The organism is Terriglobia bacterium (assembly GCA_020072645.1).
Taxonomy (GTDB): Bacteria; Acidobacteriota; Terriglobia; order Terriglobales; family Acidobacteriaceae; genus Angelobacter.
In genome coordinates this window covers 1-15,561 of record JAIQGK010000029.1, presented here as the reverse complement: position 1 = coordinate 15,561, position 15,561 = coordinate 1, and the positions used below count along the sequence as shown (strand labels likewise).

12 protein-coding genes are annotated in these 15,561 nt (G+C 54.1%); 7 read left to right on the top strand and 5 right to left on the bottom strand.

Features of this window, described 5'->3' with window-relative positions:
* Nucleotides 1–11: 11 nt before the first annotated feature.
* The 4 genes from LAO76_26660 to LAO76_26645 form a co-directional block, all read right to left on the bottom strand.
* A complete protein-coding gene (locus LAO76_26660) occupies nt 12–416 on the bottom strand; it encodes a hypothetical protein (GenBank protein ID MBZ5494522.1) in 405 nt (134 codons plus the stop codon).
* Between the two features lie 174 nt (nt 417–590).
* A complete protein-coding gene (locus LAO76_26655; protein MBZ5494521.1) occupies nt 591–1,886 on the bottom strand; it encodes a Xaa-Pro peptidase family protein in 1,296 nt (431 codons plus the stop codon).
* Nucleotides 1,887–2,051: 165 nt separating this feature from the next.
* Nucleotides 2,052–3,425, bottom strand: coding sequence for an amidohydrolase (locus LAO76_26650; GenBank protein ID MBZ5494520.1), 1,374 nt, complete (start codon nt 3,423–3,425; stop codon nt 2,052–2,054).
* Nucleotides 3,426–3,501: 76 nt separating this feature from the next.
* Nucleotides 3,502–5,991 (bottom strand): ABC transporter permease, encoded by a 2,490-nt coding sequence (locus LAO76_26645; GenBank protein ID MBZ5494519.1) that lies wholly within the window; start codon nt 5,989–5,991, stop codon nt 3,502–3,504.
* 217 nt (nt 5,992–6,208) lie between these two features.
* Here LAO76_26645 and LAO76_26640 point away from each other — a divergent pair, with 217 nt between their 5' ends.
* From LAO76_26640 to sdhB, 5 genes are all read left to right on the top strand, one after another.
* The gene (locus LAO76_26640) at nt 6,209–7,594 is read left to right on the top strand and encodes a hypothetical protein (GenBank protein ID MBZ5494518.1); all 1,386 of its coding nucleotides are present in this window, start codon (nt 6,209–6,211) and stop codon (nt 7,592–7,594) included.
* 200 nt (nt 7,595–7,794) lie between these two features.
* Nucleotides 7,795–8,526 carry a succinate dehydrogenase gene (locus LAO76_26635; protein ID MBZ5494517.1) on the top strand — a complete coding sequence of 244 codons (732 nt, stop codon included), beginning with the start codon at nt 7,795–7,797 and terminating at the stop codon, nt 8,524–8,526.
* A gap of 161 nt (nt 8,527–8,687) precedes the next feature.
* Nucleotides 8,688–10,478 (top strand): succinate dehydrogenase flavoprotein subunit, encoded by a 1,791-nt coding sequence (gene sdhA / locus LAO76_26630; GenBank protein ID MBZ5494516.1) that lies wholly within the window; start codon nt 8,688–8,690, stop codon nt 10,476–10,478.
* 133 nt (nt 10,479–10,611) lie between these two features.
* Nucleotides 10,612–10,809: a hypothetical protein gene (locus LAO76_26625; protein ID MBZ5494515.1), complete on the top strand. Its 198-nt coding sequence runs from the start codon at nt 10,612–10,614 to the stop codon at nt 10,807–10,809.
* Nucleotides 10,809–11,567, top strand: coding sequence for a succinate dehydrogenase iron-sulfur subunit (gene sdhB, locus LAO76_26620; protein MBZ5494514.1), 759 nt, complete (start codon nt 10,809–10,811; stop codon nt 11,565–11,567). Before LAO76_26625 ends, sdhB begins: the two co-directional genes overlap by 1 nt.
* Nucleotides 11,568–11,580: 13 nt before the next feature.
* Here sdhB and LAO76_26615 read toward each other — a convergent pair whose 3' ends face one another.
* A complete protein-coding gene (locus tag LAO76_26615; protein ID MBZ5494513.1) occupies nt 11,581–12,351 on the bottom strand; it encodes a hypothetical protein in 771 nt (256 codons plus the stop codon).
* 556 nt (nt 12,352–12,907) lie between these two features.
* Here LAO76_26615 and LAO76_26610 point away from each other — a divergent pair.
* Nucleotides 12,908–13,606, top strand: coding sequence for a DUF5715 family protein (locus LAO76_26610; GenBank protein ID MBZ5494512.1), 699 nt, complete (start codon nt 12,908–12,910; stop codon nt 13,604–13,606).
* Nucleotides 13,603–15,075 carry a dipeptidase gene (locus LAO76_26605; protein ID MBZ5494511.1) on the top strand — a complete coding sequence of 491 codons (1,473 nt, stop codon included), beginning with the start codon at nt 13,603–13,605 and terminating at the stop codon, nt 15,073–15,075. The genes LAO76_26610 and LAO76_26605 overlap by 4 nt, the downstream gene beginning before the upstream one ends.
* Nucleotides 15,076–15,561: the final 486 nt, after the last annotated feature.

Genomic DNA, 15,561 nt, shown 5'->3' with positions numbered 1-15,561 from the left:
GCCGCACGCCGTTATAGCGCTCCTGACAACCCGTTCAGAGTCCTCCACTGAGGTTTTACAAACTTGGCCATATCCGCAAAAAATGCATATCCGGCAGCCAGCAATAAACCTTTCTGCAGGTTAAGGTGCCACAGGTTACCGAACAGGAATGCGCCAACATAGCCTAACCGATAAATCATCTCGTAGGACCAGCCAAAAAGATGAGCAAACTCCTTGCGCATGCCGCCGAATGGAGGGGCCACTTTGATGAACAAAACAACGCCCAACGCAACCATATCGGCAAACAATCCCAGCTGTCTCATAGGGCTTGAATGATTCAAATTGCGCAAAAGGTCATATAGGAGCAACACTATCAAGGTAGGACAAAACGCGCGAATGAAGTTGCGCGTGACTGTCCAAGGCATCCACGAATCCATAACGCTCCTTGCACCGGACACCGCGGTGGCAGTCCCGGTTCGGCAGCAAGGGGGTATCTATTCTGCCTGGAACACAATTCTCGCCTATTTTTTCAATTACAAACCTGTAATTTTTAACGCCGCTAAATTACGATCTGCGTTGAGCTTAGCGCGTGAATTCGCATATAGGCATCTTCAAGGTCTGGCAAATGGTTTCTCCAGATCTTGGCTTTGCGGCGTAAACAGTTCTGCTCCGTTCTCCGTGATGTGCATGTCGTCTTCCAGGCGCACGCCGAATTCGCCCCGGATATAAATTCCCGGCTCGTCACTGAAAGTCATATTCGGGGCCAGTGGCAGAGTATTGCCGCGGACTAGATAAGGCCATTCATGCCCGTCCATTCCAATCCCGTGTCCCACGCGATGCGTGAAATGTTTGTAGTCTGGACCGTAACCGGCGTCGGTGATCACTTTGCGCGCTGCGGCGTCAACCGCCTGGCACTCGACGCCGGGCTTTGCCGCAGCCAGCGCCGCGGATTGCGCCTTGTGCACGATGTCAAACACCTGCTTCATCTTGTCTGTCGGCTTGCCCAGCACGACAGTGCGGCTGATGTCGGATTCATAGCCTTCCACGACGCAACCGCCATCCATCAAGAGGATCGTACCTTCACGAATCACCTGCGGTTTGGCTGAGCCGTGCGGCAGGGCGGAGTTCTCACCCACCTGTATGCTCGCGCCACCCTGAAAGCCCTGCTGTGAGTGCGCGGCTTGAACCATGGCGCCGAAATCGTTCTGTGTCATGCCTTCTTTGGTGGAGCGATAAGCCGCCTCGTAGGCCGCAAGAGTAACTTCATTCGCCAGCTTCATCAACTGCAGTTCGTGCTGACTCTTGATCATCCGGCAGCCTGCCGTGACAGGCGTGGCGCTTACCAGGTGCAGGCCCGGCGCGGCTTTGCTCAGCCCTTCACTGAAAACATAGCGGACAGTCTCTTCCATCCCGATGTTTCCCGTCGTAAGGTTTCTATCTTTAAGCCCTTCGGCAATCCGCTGATAAGGGCTTTCATCTTCCTGCCACGTGCGGACTTCCGCGTTGTTTCCGCCAGGGCCGCCGGCAATCTGCTCACGCGCGCGGTCTTCTTCAAACGCCGGGCAGACGTAAAACGGATTCCCTTTCACCGGCAGAATCACCGCAAACAGCCGCTCGCTCATCCACCAGTGAATGTTGGTGAAATAAACCAATGAAGTTCCGCCCATCACCATGATGGCGTCAATCTTGTTTTCCGACATCAGTTGCCGTGCCCGCTCCATCCTCTGCTCGCGTTCAGCGGTGGTAATGGGCTGAGCTTCGCCCTTGCGCGATTTCAACTTTGCGATCGCATCAGGCTGTTTGCTTTTGTGGTCGTGGCCAGCGCCAAACGCCACCCCCGGCTGCGCCAGCGTTACAGTCGTTGCGAGTCCAGCGTTCTGAAGAAAACTGCGGCGAGAAAATTTCATCGGATCAAGGGCTCCTTAGGAATCTTGCGGTCTTTCTGAATCCCGAACGCGGCGGATTTGCGTGTGATCTCTACGTTCCTCTACGCTTTTCAAGCGTCACGATCTGTTACCGAAAACTCTTCGCTATTATAGAGATCCCTCGCTCCGCTCGGGACGTCGGGAAAGTTAATTCCCTGCGGCCGACTGAGTGTACTTCTTCACGTCCGCCGGCGTTCCCTTCAACAGATCGCGCAGAATCGTAACCTCGGCCGTCATACCAGTTTTTATGGACGGTTCCGCAACAGGAGCGAACAGTGGCGAGTGATTGCTTGGCAACTGTTTGCCCGCTGACTTGGCTTCCGCCAGCTTCTGTGGATCGGCAACGCCGAGCGTGAAATAAAACGATGGCACTCCCTGCTCCACAAAATATGCGTAATCTTCTGATGTCATGATCGGATCTTCCGTCACCACACTTCCCTTGCCCAGCACACCCTCCAGAGTCGCCGCCAGATGCCTGGTCAACACTGGATCGTTAGAGACAGCGCCTGTCGATTCATATTTTTCCACCAGTGGCATCTTCTCGGCGCCGGCAGCCATGGCTTCACCTTTGGCTACGCGTTCAATCGATGCCAGCAGGTGCTGACGCACCTCAGGTTTGAATGAACGAACAGTGAATCCCATCTGCGCGTCGTCAGGAATGATGTTGTTTTTAGTTCCTGCCTGAATGTAGCCAATGGTGATCACTGCCGCGTCGCCCGGCTTAATTTCCCGCGAAATAATCGACTGCACCGTCACGGCAATCCGAGCTGCGATCAGCACAGGGTCGATGGTGGTGTGAGGCTGCGCTCCATGTCCGCCCTTTCCGTAAACGGTGATGCGAATGGAATCCGCCGCCGCCTTGGCATAGCCGGGAGTGATCCCGACCTTGCCGACGGGAAGATTGTTTGTGTCATGCAGCGCAATGCCGACATCCGGTTTTGGAAAGCGCGTGAAAAGCCCGTCTTTAATCATCTTGTCTGCGCCGGTAATGGTTTCTTCCGCAGGCTGGCCAATCAGCATCAGCGTTCCGTGCCATGAATCCTTGTTATGCACCATGATGGAAGCGGTCCCAAACAAAGCCGCCATGTGAACATCATGCCCGCAAGCGTGCATCACGCCTACGTCGCGTCCGCTGTCATCTTTTGCGCGAACTTTACTGGCATACGGCAGCCCCGTTTTCTCTTCCACAGGCAGCGCGTCCAACTCGGTACGCAGCATCACGGTTGGGCCGGGACCATTCTTAAGGATGGCGACGACGCCGGTCCCGCCCACATGTTCCGTGACTTCATAGCCTAGCGTGCGCAAGCGGTTCGCCAGCTCCGCGGCTGTCCTCGTCTCATGCGATGAAAGTTCAGGATGCTGGTGCAGATCCAGATGCAAACTCTGCGCTTCTGGAAGCACGGAGCTGACCTGTTTATCGAGCGGCGAATTCTGCACCGAAGCACGCACCGCTATGAGAGAAAGAAGCAACACTGAAAATGCGACAATCTTGAAACCACGCAAGCGACTGATCGAAGGCATGGCACTCTCCTTTTCGACTGGATAGAGTACCACCCCGGTTCCAAAGCACAACATCGGCTCTGGAAAATTGACGAACTTACTCGTCCCTGAGGGCCTCAATTGGTTCAACCGCCGCAGCCCGTCGTGCTGGAATAGCTGCCGCCAAAGCCCCCACCACGATCAACACGACCGCCACGCCGGCATAGGTCCAGGCATCCAGAGGCTTCACTTGATAGAGGAAGGCTTTCACCAACCGTCCTGCCCACAACGCGCATATGACGCCCAGCACCAGGCCAGCCAGGACAAACGTCAAACCTTGTTTCAGGAACATGCCAAGAATCTTTTCGCGCGTGGAGCCCAATGCCAGCCGAACGCCAATTTCGCGCCTGCGATAGCTCACCAACTGGGCCAGAACTCCATACAGTCCTGCAATCACCATCAGAACGGCCATACCGGCAAATGAGCCTGTAAGGTAGAGTCCCAGCCGCTGGCTGAAATTGCTGCCATCCACTGCCTGCTGCATGGTTTGAAAATTATCCAGAGCGAAGTCTGGAGCGGTCTGCCGGAAAACGTCTCGCATTGCCGGCGCCACGGCAATATTTCCGCGGGTCTTTACGGCGAAAAAGACAATCGTCTTGATCAGAAGCTGGTAATAGATTGAAGTGGTTGGCACCTGTTCATATGGCACTAGAAGCAGAGGCTTGGGCGGATGTGACACGCCATTGTCCACCTGATCGCCAACAATCCCGACAATGGTATATGGCTTAATAGCTCCAGTGTCTTCGCCGCCCAGGTCTATTTGTTGTCCTAGTGGGTCTTTCCCCGCAAAATACTTGCGCGCCAATGTTTCATTGATCACCATAACGTAGGGCGCATTTGCGCTGTCGTCATTGGTGATCATCCTGCCACGGACAACCGGCGTTCCCATGAGCCGTTCATATCCCTCACTCACTGCGGAAATCCTGGCCTCTAGAGCGTGTGCGGGGTCTTTCGGCTGACCAACCACGACGAAGCTGGTATTCATGTCGATACCGGAAAGAGGAGGAGAGGTAATGAGCGCTGCTTCCTGTACCCCGGGCACATGCCTCATCCGTTCCAGGACTGGCTGATAAAAGAGCGTTGCCACTGAGGTTGAGGATGGCTCGTTGCTCTTCGACGCGCTCATATTTGCGAAACCTGAGGCATCGGCCGGCATGGACATGAAGGTGGTCACGCGCGTCACATCAAAGCCCAGCTTGGTGTGCTCCAGGTTCCACAGCGTGTGAAAAAGCAGACCGGTGGCGATCAACAACAGAGTTGAAAGGGCCACTTCTGCCGCAACCAGCCAGCCGCTTACGCGCGAGCTGATGGAGCGCGACCCCAGGCCCCGCGACGCAGCCTGCAGCGCGGGTTGGGGATCAGTCCGAGCTACAAAGAGTGCAGGCAGAACTGAGGTCAACACGGTGGTAAGGGTTGCGATTCCTGCAAGGGCCAGCAATACCGGCCAATGGATCGCGATGGTCTCATCGCGCGGGATTGTGTCGGGGGGCAATTTATGAATCAGGCTGATTGCAAGCCGCGCTATACCCAGTCCGAAAACACATCCCAGGATACTCAATAGTCCGCCTTCTACAAAAAGTTGACGCACTAGGCGGAACTGCCCGGCTCCTAACGCGGAGCGCACAGCAAACTCCTGCTGACGGCCCAGACACCGCGCAATCAAGAGATTCGCCACGTTTCCGCAGGCGATCAACAGAACGAGACCCAGTGCAATGACCAAAGCGAGCAAAACGTCGCGCACTGAACCCGTCAGCATCTCCTGGTAGCTGGCAATCCGAAAAGCAATATCTTTGCCCTTCTCTGGGTCCGTTTGATGGATGTATTGCGCAATCGAAGCCAACTCGGCTTTCGCTTGCCCCATTGCAACGCCAGGTTTCAGCCCTGCAACGATATAAAAAAAGTGACTCCCTCGATCCTTTTGCATCTCAGTTGTCGGCTGAATTGGTAACCACAACCCTTTGTGCAAGTCCTGTCCCATTATTTCCGGAAAATGAAAGCTCGCAGGCATCACTCCCACCACAGTCCGCGCTTTGCCATTGACACGAATTGTCTTGCCCGCGATTTGCTGGTCGGCATTGAACGCTTGCTTCCATAGTCCTTCAGAAAGAAGCACTACCTGCGGGCCGCCGGACTGGCCTTCATCCTCGGTAAACGTCCGGCCCAGAAGCGGCTGAACGCCAAGCAGCTTAAAGGCATTCGGCGTAATGCCGGGTGTAACTACACTCACTGAGCCTTCTTTACCCTGTACCACGCCTACGTCCTCTGAAAACAGGGCGACACTTTCCAATTTTTGCGCTTGATCGCGAACGTCGCGGTAGGTGACCCATGAAGTGGATTGAAAGCTGTCTCCCTCCGCCGGCCCAATGTAGACCATTCGATCAGAATGCTGGTAAGGCAGTGGCCGCAAGAGCACGCTCTCAATTACCGTGAACATGGCCGTGTTTGCTCCGATTCCAAGGGCCAAAGTTATTACCGCCAGCACGGCAAAACCCGGGGCCTTGCGCAACTGCCGCGCAGCATAGCGGAGTTCCTGGAGCAATGAATTCATACATGCCTCCCGCCGAAGTTGATGAACCCCATAGTTTAATCCCAGCAGTGAGTGAACGGTCGAACAGAGCAAACATCGTGGGCCCAAACCGTTAATTTCAGAGGGGAACTGCTGAGTCAGAGCAGCTGTGGCAACCTGCTTCCAGCAGCAGCTATCACATGCTCAGATTAATAGCCTTCCGTGCGTCTGCACGCAGGCTTCGGGCCCAGGAGTTTCCATGTTGTATCGTCGTGCTGCAGGATTTTGCTGTGTAGTCCTTCTCTCTTTGTTGATGTCCGCGTGCCAGGGGCTGGGCGGAGGTCCCGCGCCAACTCCCACACCTACGCCGGGGAGCTTGAATTCAATTAACCACATTGTGCTTTTCATGCAGGAGAACCGCTCCTTCGATACCTACTTCGGTCAATTGAACGCATACCGGGCAAAACAGACTCCGCCTCTGCCCCAGGACGTTGATACATGGACTTCCGGAACGGACAAGACTCCGACAAACGTCTCTACTCCCAGCTATGACCCAGATACCGGAAAGGCAGGACCGCCCATCAAAGCATTCCACATGCAGAGCGCATGTTCAGAAAACCTGACGCCTTCATGGAATGAAACTCACCGAATATTCAACTTCTCCGGTCCTTTCACCATGAATGGCAATGCTTTCATAGAGGGAAAGTTTGCGCATGATGAGTTTATGAACGGCGTGCCGAATTTTACGGACTTCACCGGCAAGCGCGCCATGGGTTATTACGACGACAGCAATCTGCCTTTTTACTACTTCATCGCATCGAATTTTGCGACATCCGACCGTTGGTTTTCTCCGGCTCCCACGCGCACGCATCCGAACCGCTTTTACTGGATGGCCGCCACCTCGCAAGGTCTTGTGGTGCCTCCGCTTCAGCAAATAACGGCGAAAACAATCTTTGAGGTGATGGACAACAACCACATCTCCTGGAAGATCTATACGACGGATGGGCATACGTACTTCTCTTATTTCTCTTATTTCAACGCGCACCACGCGAACGTGGTCCCGCTCAGCCAATATTTTTCTGACGTGAAAAACGGCACGCTGCCTCAGGTTGCGTACATAGAAACCGGTATCGAGGTGAATGACACCAGCAGCAGCGGCGTCGATGAGCACCCGAAAAGCAATGTTCAACTGGGTGCGCAATTCGCCGCGAAACTTATCAATGCACTCATGAACAGCCCATCGTGGAAAGATACTGTCATGATTGAAACGTTTGACGAAGGCGGGGGGCTGTACGACCACGTTCCGCCAATTCCTGTTCCCAGTCCGGACGGTATACCGCCAATTATGCCGGCAACGAACCAGCCGGGCGACTTTACCCTGACCGGCTTCCGGGTGCCGCTCATGGTCATCTCGCCGTTTTCCAAGAAGAATTTCGTATCTCACACCCCGATGGATTACACCGCGGCGCTCAAGCTGATTGAAACACGGTTTAAGTTGCCCGCTCTTACCAAGAGAGACTTTTCCATGCCAGATATGACCGAGTTCTTCGATTTCACTACCGATACTGGGCCGTGGGCTACCCCTCCCACGCCTCCTACGCAGCCGGTGAACCTGCCTTGTACTTTTGGTGTTCCGATAGGATGAAGACACTGGTCGCCAAATGAAAGCAGTTTCGCGGCGTTTTAAAGCGTCGCGAATTTGTTTTTTTACGAAAGCTAATGCTGCCCCCGCGTTGCGTCCTCTCATCAGTGATGAGGTGTGATGAGGCTCACAGTTTGACGCGGCCAAATTCACGTTTCATAATATAGAGTTTGCCTAGCAATCTGATCGGAGCATAGCAGTACATGGCTAGCATTGCCTCGCCTGTCGAGCGCGGAGTCCCCCCGATTCGTGCCGGTAAAGGCCACTCGTTTCTCCTTCGTCGCCTGCATTCGTTAAGCGGGATCATCCCGGTTGGCGCGTTTCTGCTTGAGCATTTCATCTCAAACGCATTTGCTACCAATGGCCCAAAGGCGTATGCCGACCAGGTGAAATTTCTCACCGGGTTACCGTTTGTGCCCGTATTGGAGACAGTCGGAATTTATATTCCGCTGCTTTATCACGCTCTATACGGCTTTTACATCTGGTTCCGCGGTGAATCGAATGTGAGCGATTATCCGTGGGCGGGAAATTTCATGTATGCCGCGCAGCGCTGGACCGGCGCAATCGCTTTCGTTTACATCGTGTGGCACACCTACACAATGCGTTTCACGGGGATCCATCTTTTAACGAATTCAGACGCCGCCTTTCACAAGGTGCAAATGGAATTGCAGCATTGGTGGGCAGGGGTGTTTTATCTGATTGGGATCATTGCCGCATCATGGCACTTTGCTTACGGCATATATCTTTTCTGCGCAAAATGGGGCATCACCGTGAGCGAGAGATCGCGCAAATGGATGGGCCGGGCATGCACGGTGCTTGCTCTCACTTTGATTATCGTCGGATGGGTCACCATGGCGGCATTTTTCCGGCCACAGTGGAAGAACACCCCGGCTGAACTTCCAGCGCAGCAAAGCGCGGAGCAAAGCAGACATTAGGAACTGAACCACAAAGGACACGAAGGAACACAAAGGAAGGGATGAATCGGTCGCGAATCTTTGACTCTGGATTCTGAACTTTCAAGCGTCTTTTTAGCTCGTACGAAAAATGAAGCAAAGCGGAAACATTCCTTCGTGCCCTTTGTGGTTAAAAAAGATTTATGGCAACGACACCAAAAATTATCGTGGTAGGCGGCGGGCTAGCAGGGCTGGCTGCGACTATCAAGATTGCAGAAGCCGGCGGTCACGTCGATTTGTTTTCCATCGTGCCGGTCAAACGATCGCATTCCGTATGCGCGCAGGGCGGCATCAATGCCGCCAAGAACCTTAAGGGAGAAGGCGACACGCCCTGGCAGCACTTTGACGACACTATTTACGGTGGAGACTTCCTCGCGAACCAACCACCGGTGAAGGCCATGTGCGAGGCTGCGCCAGCGATCATCGATTTGCTTGACCGTATGGGCGTCACTTTCAACCGCACGCCTGAGGGGTTGCTGGATTTCCGTCGCTTTGGCGGCACTCTTTTCAATCGCACGGCATTTGCCGGGGCTACCACGGGCCAGCAGCTTCTTTATGCCTTGGACGAGCAGGTTCGCCGCTATGAAGCCGAAGGCAAGGTCACTAAATACGAGCATTGGGAGTTCCTGAGCGCAGTCCTGGACACGAATCGCGTCTGCCGTGGCATCTGCGCCATGGATCTGCGCAGCATGGAAGTTTGCACATTTCCTGCCGACGCCATCATCATGGCAACCGGCGGCATCGGGGCGATTTTTGGCAAATCGACCAACTCCGTTGTCTGCACCGGATCGGCACAGTCCGCGCTGTACCAGCAGGGCTGTTATTACGCTAACGGTGAATTCATCCAGGTTCATCCCACGTCAATTCCCGGCGAGGACAAGCTGCGGTTGATGTCGGAGTCGGCGCGCGGTGAAGGCGGCCGGGTCTGGGTGCCAAAGACCAAAGGCGACAAGCGCGACTGGAAGAGCATTCCTGAATCCGAGCGCTGGTATTTTTTGGAAGAGTGGTATCCGAAATACGGCAATTTGGTCCCGCGTGATGTGGCTACCCGTGCGATTCACAAAGTTGTGTACGAGCACGACCTTGGCATTGATGGCCAGCCGATGGTCTATCTTGATCTAACACACATTGATCGTGAAACACTCAATCGCAAGCTTGAAGGCATTCTGGAAATTTACGAGAAGTTTGTGGGCGACGATCCCCGCGACGTCCCCATGAAGATTTTCCCCGGAATGCATTACACCATGGGCGGCCTTTGGGTGGATTTCAATCAGGCCACTAACATCAAAGGCATCTTTGCCGCCGGCGAATGCGAATACGGTTACCACGGTGCAAATCGGCTGGGAGCGAACTCTCTGGTTTCGTGCATCTATGGAGGCTTCGTGGCGGGCCCGCAAGCAATTCTGTACGCCAAGAACAATAGCAAGTCTGCTGATGGCGTGAGCAGCACGGTATTTGATTCCGAACGCAAGCGTCAGGAAGAGGCCAACGCAGCACTACTAACTTCAAATGGCACAGAGAACCCGTTCCGCCTGTGGCGGGAACTAGGCGAACTGATGACGCGCAACTGTACCGTCATCCGCTACAACAAAAACCTGCAACAGACTGACGCCAAGCTGGTTGAGTTCCTGGAACGATTCAACAACATCAACCTGAGCGACAAGAGCCAGTGGGCCAATACTTCGTTTGTCTTTACGCGGCAGCTCTACAATATGCTGCAGCTCTCGCGTGTGATTGCGCAGGGAGCGGCCATGCGGAATGAATCACGCGGCGCGCACTACAAGCCGGACTTCCCTGACCGCGACGACAAGAATTTCCTGAAGACTACCAAGGCTTACTTTGCGCCCGATGCCGACGAGCCCCGGTTTGAATTTGAGCCAGTGGACATTTCTCTGCTGCCGCCAAGGCCGCGGCGGTATGACATGGCGAAGTAGTTGTGAAATCCCAAGCGCAAGCGAGGGAACCCTTTAGCCTGAAGGGTCTTGGAATAGTTCGGGGTTCGACAAGTGTGGGAAATGAGGATGCAAGAGCCGGTAGGGATCGCTCGCTCCGCCCGGGATGTTGAAAATGGATCAGCCACAGCGCAGTACATCGCCGAAGTTTTACAAGAATGCCGCGATTCTGTTCTTTGTGATCGGCTGCGTGCTGGTTTGGCAGGCCATTGTGCATCATGATTGGATTTTTGGCGCGTTTGCGGGAATCACATTTCTCAATGCACTCATGACCACGTTGAAGCTCATTTCGCTACGGGAGACAAAACAATAATGACCCAGTCTGGCGCAAAGACCGTCATTCTCAAGATCAAACGCCAGGAGAATCCCAAATCCAGCCCACGCTGGGAAGAATTTGAGCTCACCTGGAAGCCGGGGATGAACGTGATTTCTGCCATGATGGAAATCGCCGCCAATCCCGTGACGCGTGACGGCAAAACCACCACACCCATTGCTTACGATTCCAACTGTTTGGAAGAAGTCTGCGGGTCCTGCGCCATGCTGATCAATGGCAAAGCGCGCATGGCTTGCTCGGCTCTGGTCGATAAGCTGGAGCAGCCAATCCGCCTGGAACCCTTCAGCAAGTTCCCTGTCGTTCGCGATTTGGCCGTTGACCGCAGCGTGATCTTTGAGAACCTGAAAGCCGTGAAAGCCTGGGTGCCGATCGATGGCACGTATGATCTCGGGGCAGGTCTGCGTATCTCTCCCACCGAACAGGAAGAGGCCTACCCAGTCTCGCGGTGCATTTCCTGCTGCTGCTGTATGGAAGCTTGCCCTCAGTTCAATGAGAGCACCGGCTTTGTTGGCGCCGCGACCATCGCGCAAGTTCGACTGTTCAACCAGCATCCTACTGGAAAAGCGCTCAAGCACGAGCGTCTGCAGGCGTTGATGGGCGATGGCGGCATTCAGGAGTGCGGCTTCGCCCAGAACTGCGTTGAGGTGTGCCCCAAAGACATTCCGCTCACCAAAGCCATTGCCGATACAGGCCGTGAGGTCATGAAGCAGGCGATCAAAGATTTCTTCCGCGGCTAACTGTCAAAAAGAATTATTGCGCGACTGATGTTGCTGCAATGTCCTTGATTAGGCTCTCTGTGTTTGCCGCTACATCTCCGCCGGATGGAAATTTATTCGTCTCATAGTCTGAAAGCACGTTAATGTCATCTACAAATTCGTTATAGTCGGCGGTCGTAGGATGCAGCCGCAACTGTGATCGGACAAGCAGCGCGGAACTCTGTCCGAACAGGGCACGGTAATAGTCAGCGCGCTGGTTGATCGGAATGACCTTGGGAACGCCCACCACACATGTAACAATAATCGAGACGATACCTGCGGCGATGCTTTTGCGCATGAATCCGGCAATAGCGGAAGCCGCGGCCAGCACAATGCCAGCCAGAAGCAGCGTTGTGGCAAGCACGCCGTAATGGTTCATGCTGCTCTCATAACGGTTTTTGTAAGTCTGCAATACATTTTGTATCTGCTTCCAGTCCTGGGCCGTCACAGGTTGTGACTCTACTGCACGTGCCTTTTTCTGTGCATCGTCAGCGGCATTTTGCGCGGAAGCAACCTGCTGCTGTGCCTTGGCAGCATCTGCCTGGGCCGCTGGACTCTTGTCCGTCTCCGCTTTTGCAATTGCCTTCTGCACGTTTTCACTGACAAGCAAGAGTCGCTTGCGGGCATCCACAGCCTGGTTCTGCGCCGCCTGTGCTTCAGGATTTACACGGATTGCGTGCAGGTGCAAAGCCGGAGCCGATTGCATGGCGAGGGCCGCGGTTCCGGAAGTGGCGAGCAACAACAAAATCAGGAATCTCAGCTTCATGGTAGTAGTAGCCTTTCTATGGCAAGACTTGGAATGTGCTGGGCATCGATCATCGGGATAGTGCCGGAGAATAACACATCGTTTCACGCTGGCGTATACGCATGGCATCAGTGAAAATCAGGTGGGTGCGAGGATACAAAGAGGCATCTCCGCGCGGAAAAGCGAGACCCATTGCAATGATATTTCCTCGTCCAGAACAAGCGCTGAAGGCATAACCAAATTCATCAGCCAACTTGTGCTCCATCCGCCAATCGGCGAGATAGGATCGTTCGTTAAATGTGCGGTTTGTCTCAAATAGAGACGCATTTTAGGCTGTTTCGAAGGCCAGATCATCGATCAAAAAAAATTTAGGCGAACAGGGCTGGAAACTAGCAAATTTTGTCAGACAGCCTAAGCTGTTGATTACCAAAGTCTCTGCTTGCAAATGGTCCAGGGTTCCGTAAATTTGTGAAAATTCAGGTAAATAGCTGGGTACAGATGCGGCAGCTCTGGTTTAAAATTTGTCATCTAATGCCGATGTTGGGAGTGTCTGACATCTGCACCGAAACAGGACCCGATGAGCGCTAAGAAGATCTTAATCACTTCGTCGATTTGCCTGATGGCGCTAGCCGCCACAGTGCCGGCTTTTGCCACCAGCCGCTATACCACCACCCGTCACCATCGCGGACACGTTCGCCGCGTGGCATGGAACCCCGTTCTGAAAGGCTCTATGGATTCCATGGTCCGCCAGAATGAAGAAATTGATCGCTTGCAACTTCCGCGTATTGCGGACAATGACCAGTTGCTTGAACTCGAGCGCACACAGGAGTTAGTGCCGATCCAGGAAACCCGTGCATTGCACGTGAGTCCGTCCCTGCAGGCCGACAAGAAATATTGCCGTCCCTGGTGCAATCAGTTTCTCCAGGACATGAGCGAAGCGTACTACAAAGAATTTCGCACGCCGCTACAGGTTAATTCCGCAGTGCGCACCATGGAGCAGCAGCAGAAGCTGCGCCGCCACAATGGCAATGCGGCGCCGGAAGTTGGCGAACATGCCTCTTCTCACCTGGCCGGCATCACGATTGACCTGGCCAAGCGCGGACTGACGCGCGCCCAGCATGCATGGATTGAAGAATACCTGAAGAACCTGCGCGATCAGGGCTTGGTAGAAGCCGCGGAAGAGCGCCGTCAGGCGTGCTTCCACGTGATGGTTTCAGACCGCTATACCGAATGGCGTGAAGCGAACCAACTGGCTGATAAAATTGCCAGAGAATGAACCTAAAACATTCGCTGATCTGTGTTCTTCTGCTTTCAGGCTTAACGCTCGCACAACATCCAGCTCCTCATAAAAAACCTGCCAGGGCCGCTCGTGCATTGCGGCCTAAGGCTGATCCCGTCGCGGCCATCCACCAGTCTACCCTCATCGTAGATACTCACGCGGACACGCCTCAACGCTTCCTGGACGAAAACTTCGATCTCGGCCAGAACACGCCCGTAGCCGAAGGCCACATCGATCTGGACAAGATCAAGCAGGGTAATCTGGGAGCGGAGTTTTTCTCCATCTGGGTAGAACCGGAGTTCAAGGGCCATTACAGCCAACGCGCCATGGACCTGATTGACAGCGTTTACCAGCAGGCAGCACGGCATCCTGACAAAATGACAATGGCATTCTCTGCCGACGATATCGCCCGCGCGCGCGACCAGCACAAATTCGCCGCGCTGATGGGTATTGAAGGCGGCCATGCCATTGAAAATGACATGCGTCTGCTGCGCGATTTTTATCGCATGGGCGTCCGCTACATGACGCTGACATGGTCGAACACCAATGAGTGGGCCGACTCCTCCGGCGACATTCAGGATCCCAACGTCAAGCACCACAACGGCATGACGGACTTTGGGAAAGACGTGGTCCGTGAGATGAACCGGCTGGGCATGATCGTGGACATCTCCCACGTTTCCGATGCTACGTTTTATCAGGCACTACTGGTCAGCCAGGCGCCGGTGATCGCGTCGCATTCTTCGTCGCGCGAGCTGACCAACCAGCCGCGCAACATGACTGACGACATGCTCCGCGCCATGACCAATAACGGCGGCGTGGTCATGGTGAATTTCTATTCCGCGTTTATCGATGAGAACTACCGCAAGGCGTCGTCTGATCCTGAAAAGATTAAACAGCGCGATGCCGAGGTCGAAGCATACAAGAAAGCTCATCCCCATCCCGATGGCAGTCCGGTGACATACGACGAAACGGCAGCCATTGAAAAGAAGTGGGCGGCACAGTTTCCGCGTCCGCCGCTGAAGTCGTTAATCGACCACATAGATCACATCGCCAAAGTTGCGGGGATTGACCATGTGGGACTGGGATCGGATTTTGACGGCGTTACTTCCCTTCCAGACGGAATCGATTCCGTGGCTGATTTGCCCAAGATCACACAAGCTTTATATCAGCGTGGCTATACGCGTGAGCAGATCCTCAAGATTCTGGGCGGAAACTTTATGCGCGTGATGCGTGAAGTTGAGGCCACTGCCAAGAGGCTCCAGGCTGAACGTAAAGAGTCAGACGCACTTAGCTTTGAAGATATCGAGTTGATGCTGGGGAATCGCGTGAGCCCCGCACAATTGATAGATCGCATGAGACAGCATGGCGTGAATTTTGAATTGACGCCGGAACGGCGGGCGCGGCTCAAAGCTGAGCGAGTAGAGGATGCGGTGCTGGATGCAATGATAAAGGCGAGAAGGAAGTAGGTAACCGCGCTGCCTGCCGTTTTTATCCTCCGTCTTAATCAGAAGACGCCATCCCGAAGCGGAGCCATCGAGAGTGCGGTGTTCTTTCATAAGCTCCGGGCGAAGCTGAGGGATCGCTCCGCTACTCTGAAGGTTGACGATTACGCCAGTTCTGGGTTTTGCAAATATTGCCGCCAACCCTCGCTGTTATGTGCTATTCATTTTTTGCTTTCTTGACAGAGGCAAGAGCGAGCGTCTCGTCTATCCAAAACCAATCCTGATCTGAATGAGGGTTGCACTTAAAAGCAGCGGAGCTGATCCTTCGCCTTCGCGCTGTAAGTATCGAGAAATTAAGACAATGCTGCGCTTCGGCTTGATTTCATAACAACGACGGCTCCTAACGAGTGCCGAGTAAACTTGAGTTGACGAAAACCAAGACTCGGAACGAAAGGAGCCGCCAATGAAGATTATAGGCTGTGATTTTCATCCGAGTTTCCAGCAAATTGC

What these genes read in the sequence shown, in the direction of transcription:
- LAO76_26635 (MBZ5494517.1), top strand. Translation starts at nt 7,795, where the DNA reads ATGGCTAGCATTGCCTCGCCTGTCGAGCGCGGAGTCCCCCCGATTCGT.
- LAO76_26625 (MBZ5494515.1), top strand. Translation starts at nt 10,612, where the DNA reads ATGGATCAGCCACAGCGCAGTACATCGCCGAAGTTTTACAAGAATGCC.
- LAO76_26605 (MBZ5494511.1), top strand. Translation starts at nt 13,603, where the DNA reads ATGAACCTAAAACATTCGCTGATCTGTGTTCTTCTGCTTTCAGGCTTA.
- LAO76_26640 (MBZ5494518.1), top strand. Translation starts at nt 6,209, where the DNA reads ATGTTGTATCGTCGTGCTGCAGGATTTTGCTGTGTAGTCCTTCTCTCT.
- sdhA (MBZ5494516.1), top strand. Translation starts at nt 8,688, where the DNA reads ATGGCAACGACACCAAAAATTATCGTGGTAGGCGGCGGGCTAGCAGGG.
- LAO76_26655 (MBZ5494521.1), bottom strand. Translation starts at nt 1,886, where the DNA reads ATGAAATTTTCTCGCCGCAGTTTTCTTCAGAACGCTGGACTCGCAACG.
- LAO76_26650 (MBZ5494520.1), bottom strand. Translation starts at nt 3,425, where the DNA reads ATGCCTTCGATCAGTCGCTTGCGTGGTTTCAAGATTGTCGCATTTTCA.
- LAO76_26660 (MBZ5494522.1), bottom strand. Translation starts at nt 416, where the DNA reads ATGGATTCGTGGATGCCTTGGACAGTCACGCGCAACTTCATTCGCGCG.
- LAO76_26610 (MBZ5494512.1), top strand. Translation starts at nt 12,908, where the DNA reads ATGAGCGCTAAGAAGATCTTAATCACTTCGTCGATTTGCCTGATGGCG.
- sdhB (MBZ5494514.1), top strand. Translation starts at nt 10,809, where the DNA reads ATGACCCAGTCTGGCGCAAAGACCGTCATTCTCAAGATCAAACGCCAG.
- LAO76_26615 (MBZ5494513.1), bottom strand. Translation starts at nt 12,351, where the DNA reads ATGAAGCTGAGATTCCTGATTTTGTTGTTGCTCGCCACTTCCGGAACC.
- LAO76_26645 (MBZ5494519.1), bottom strand. Translation starts at nt 5,991, where the DNA reads ATGAATTCATTGCTCCAGGAACTCCGCTATGCTGCGCGGCAGTTGCGC.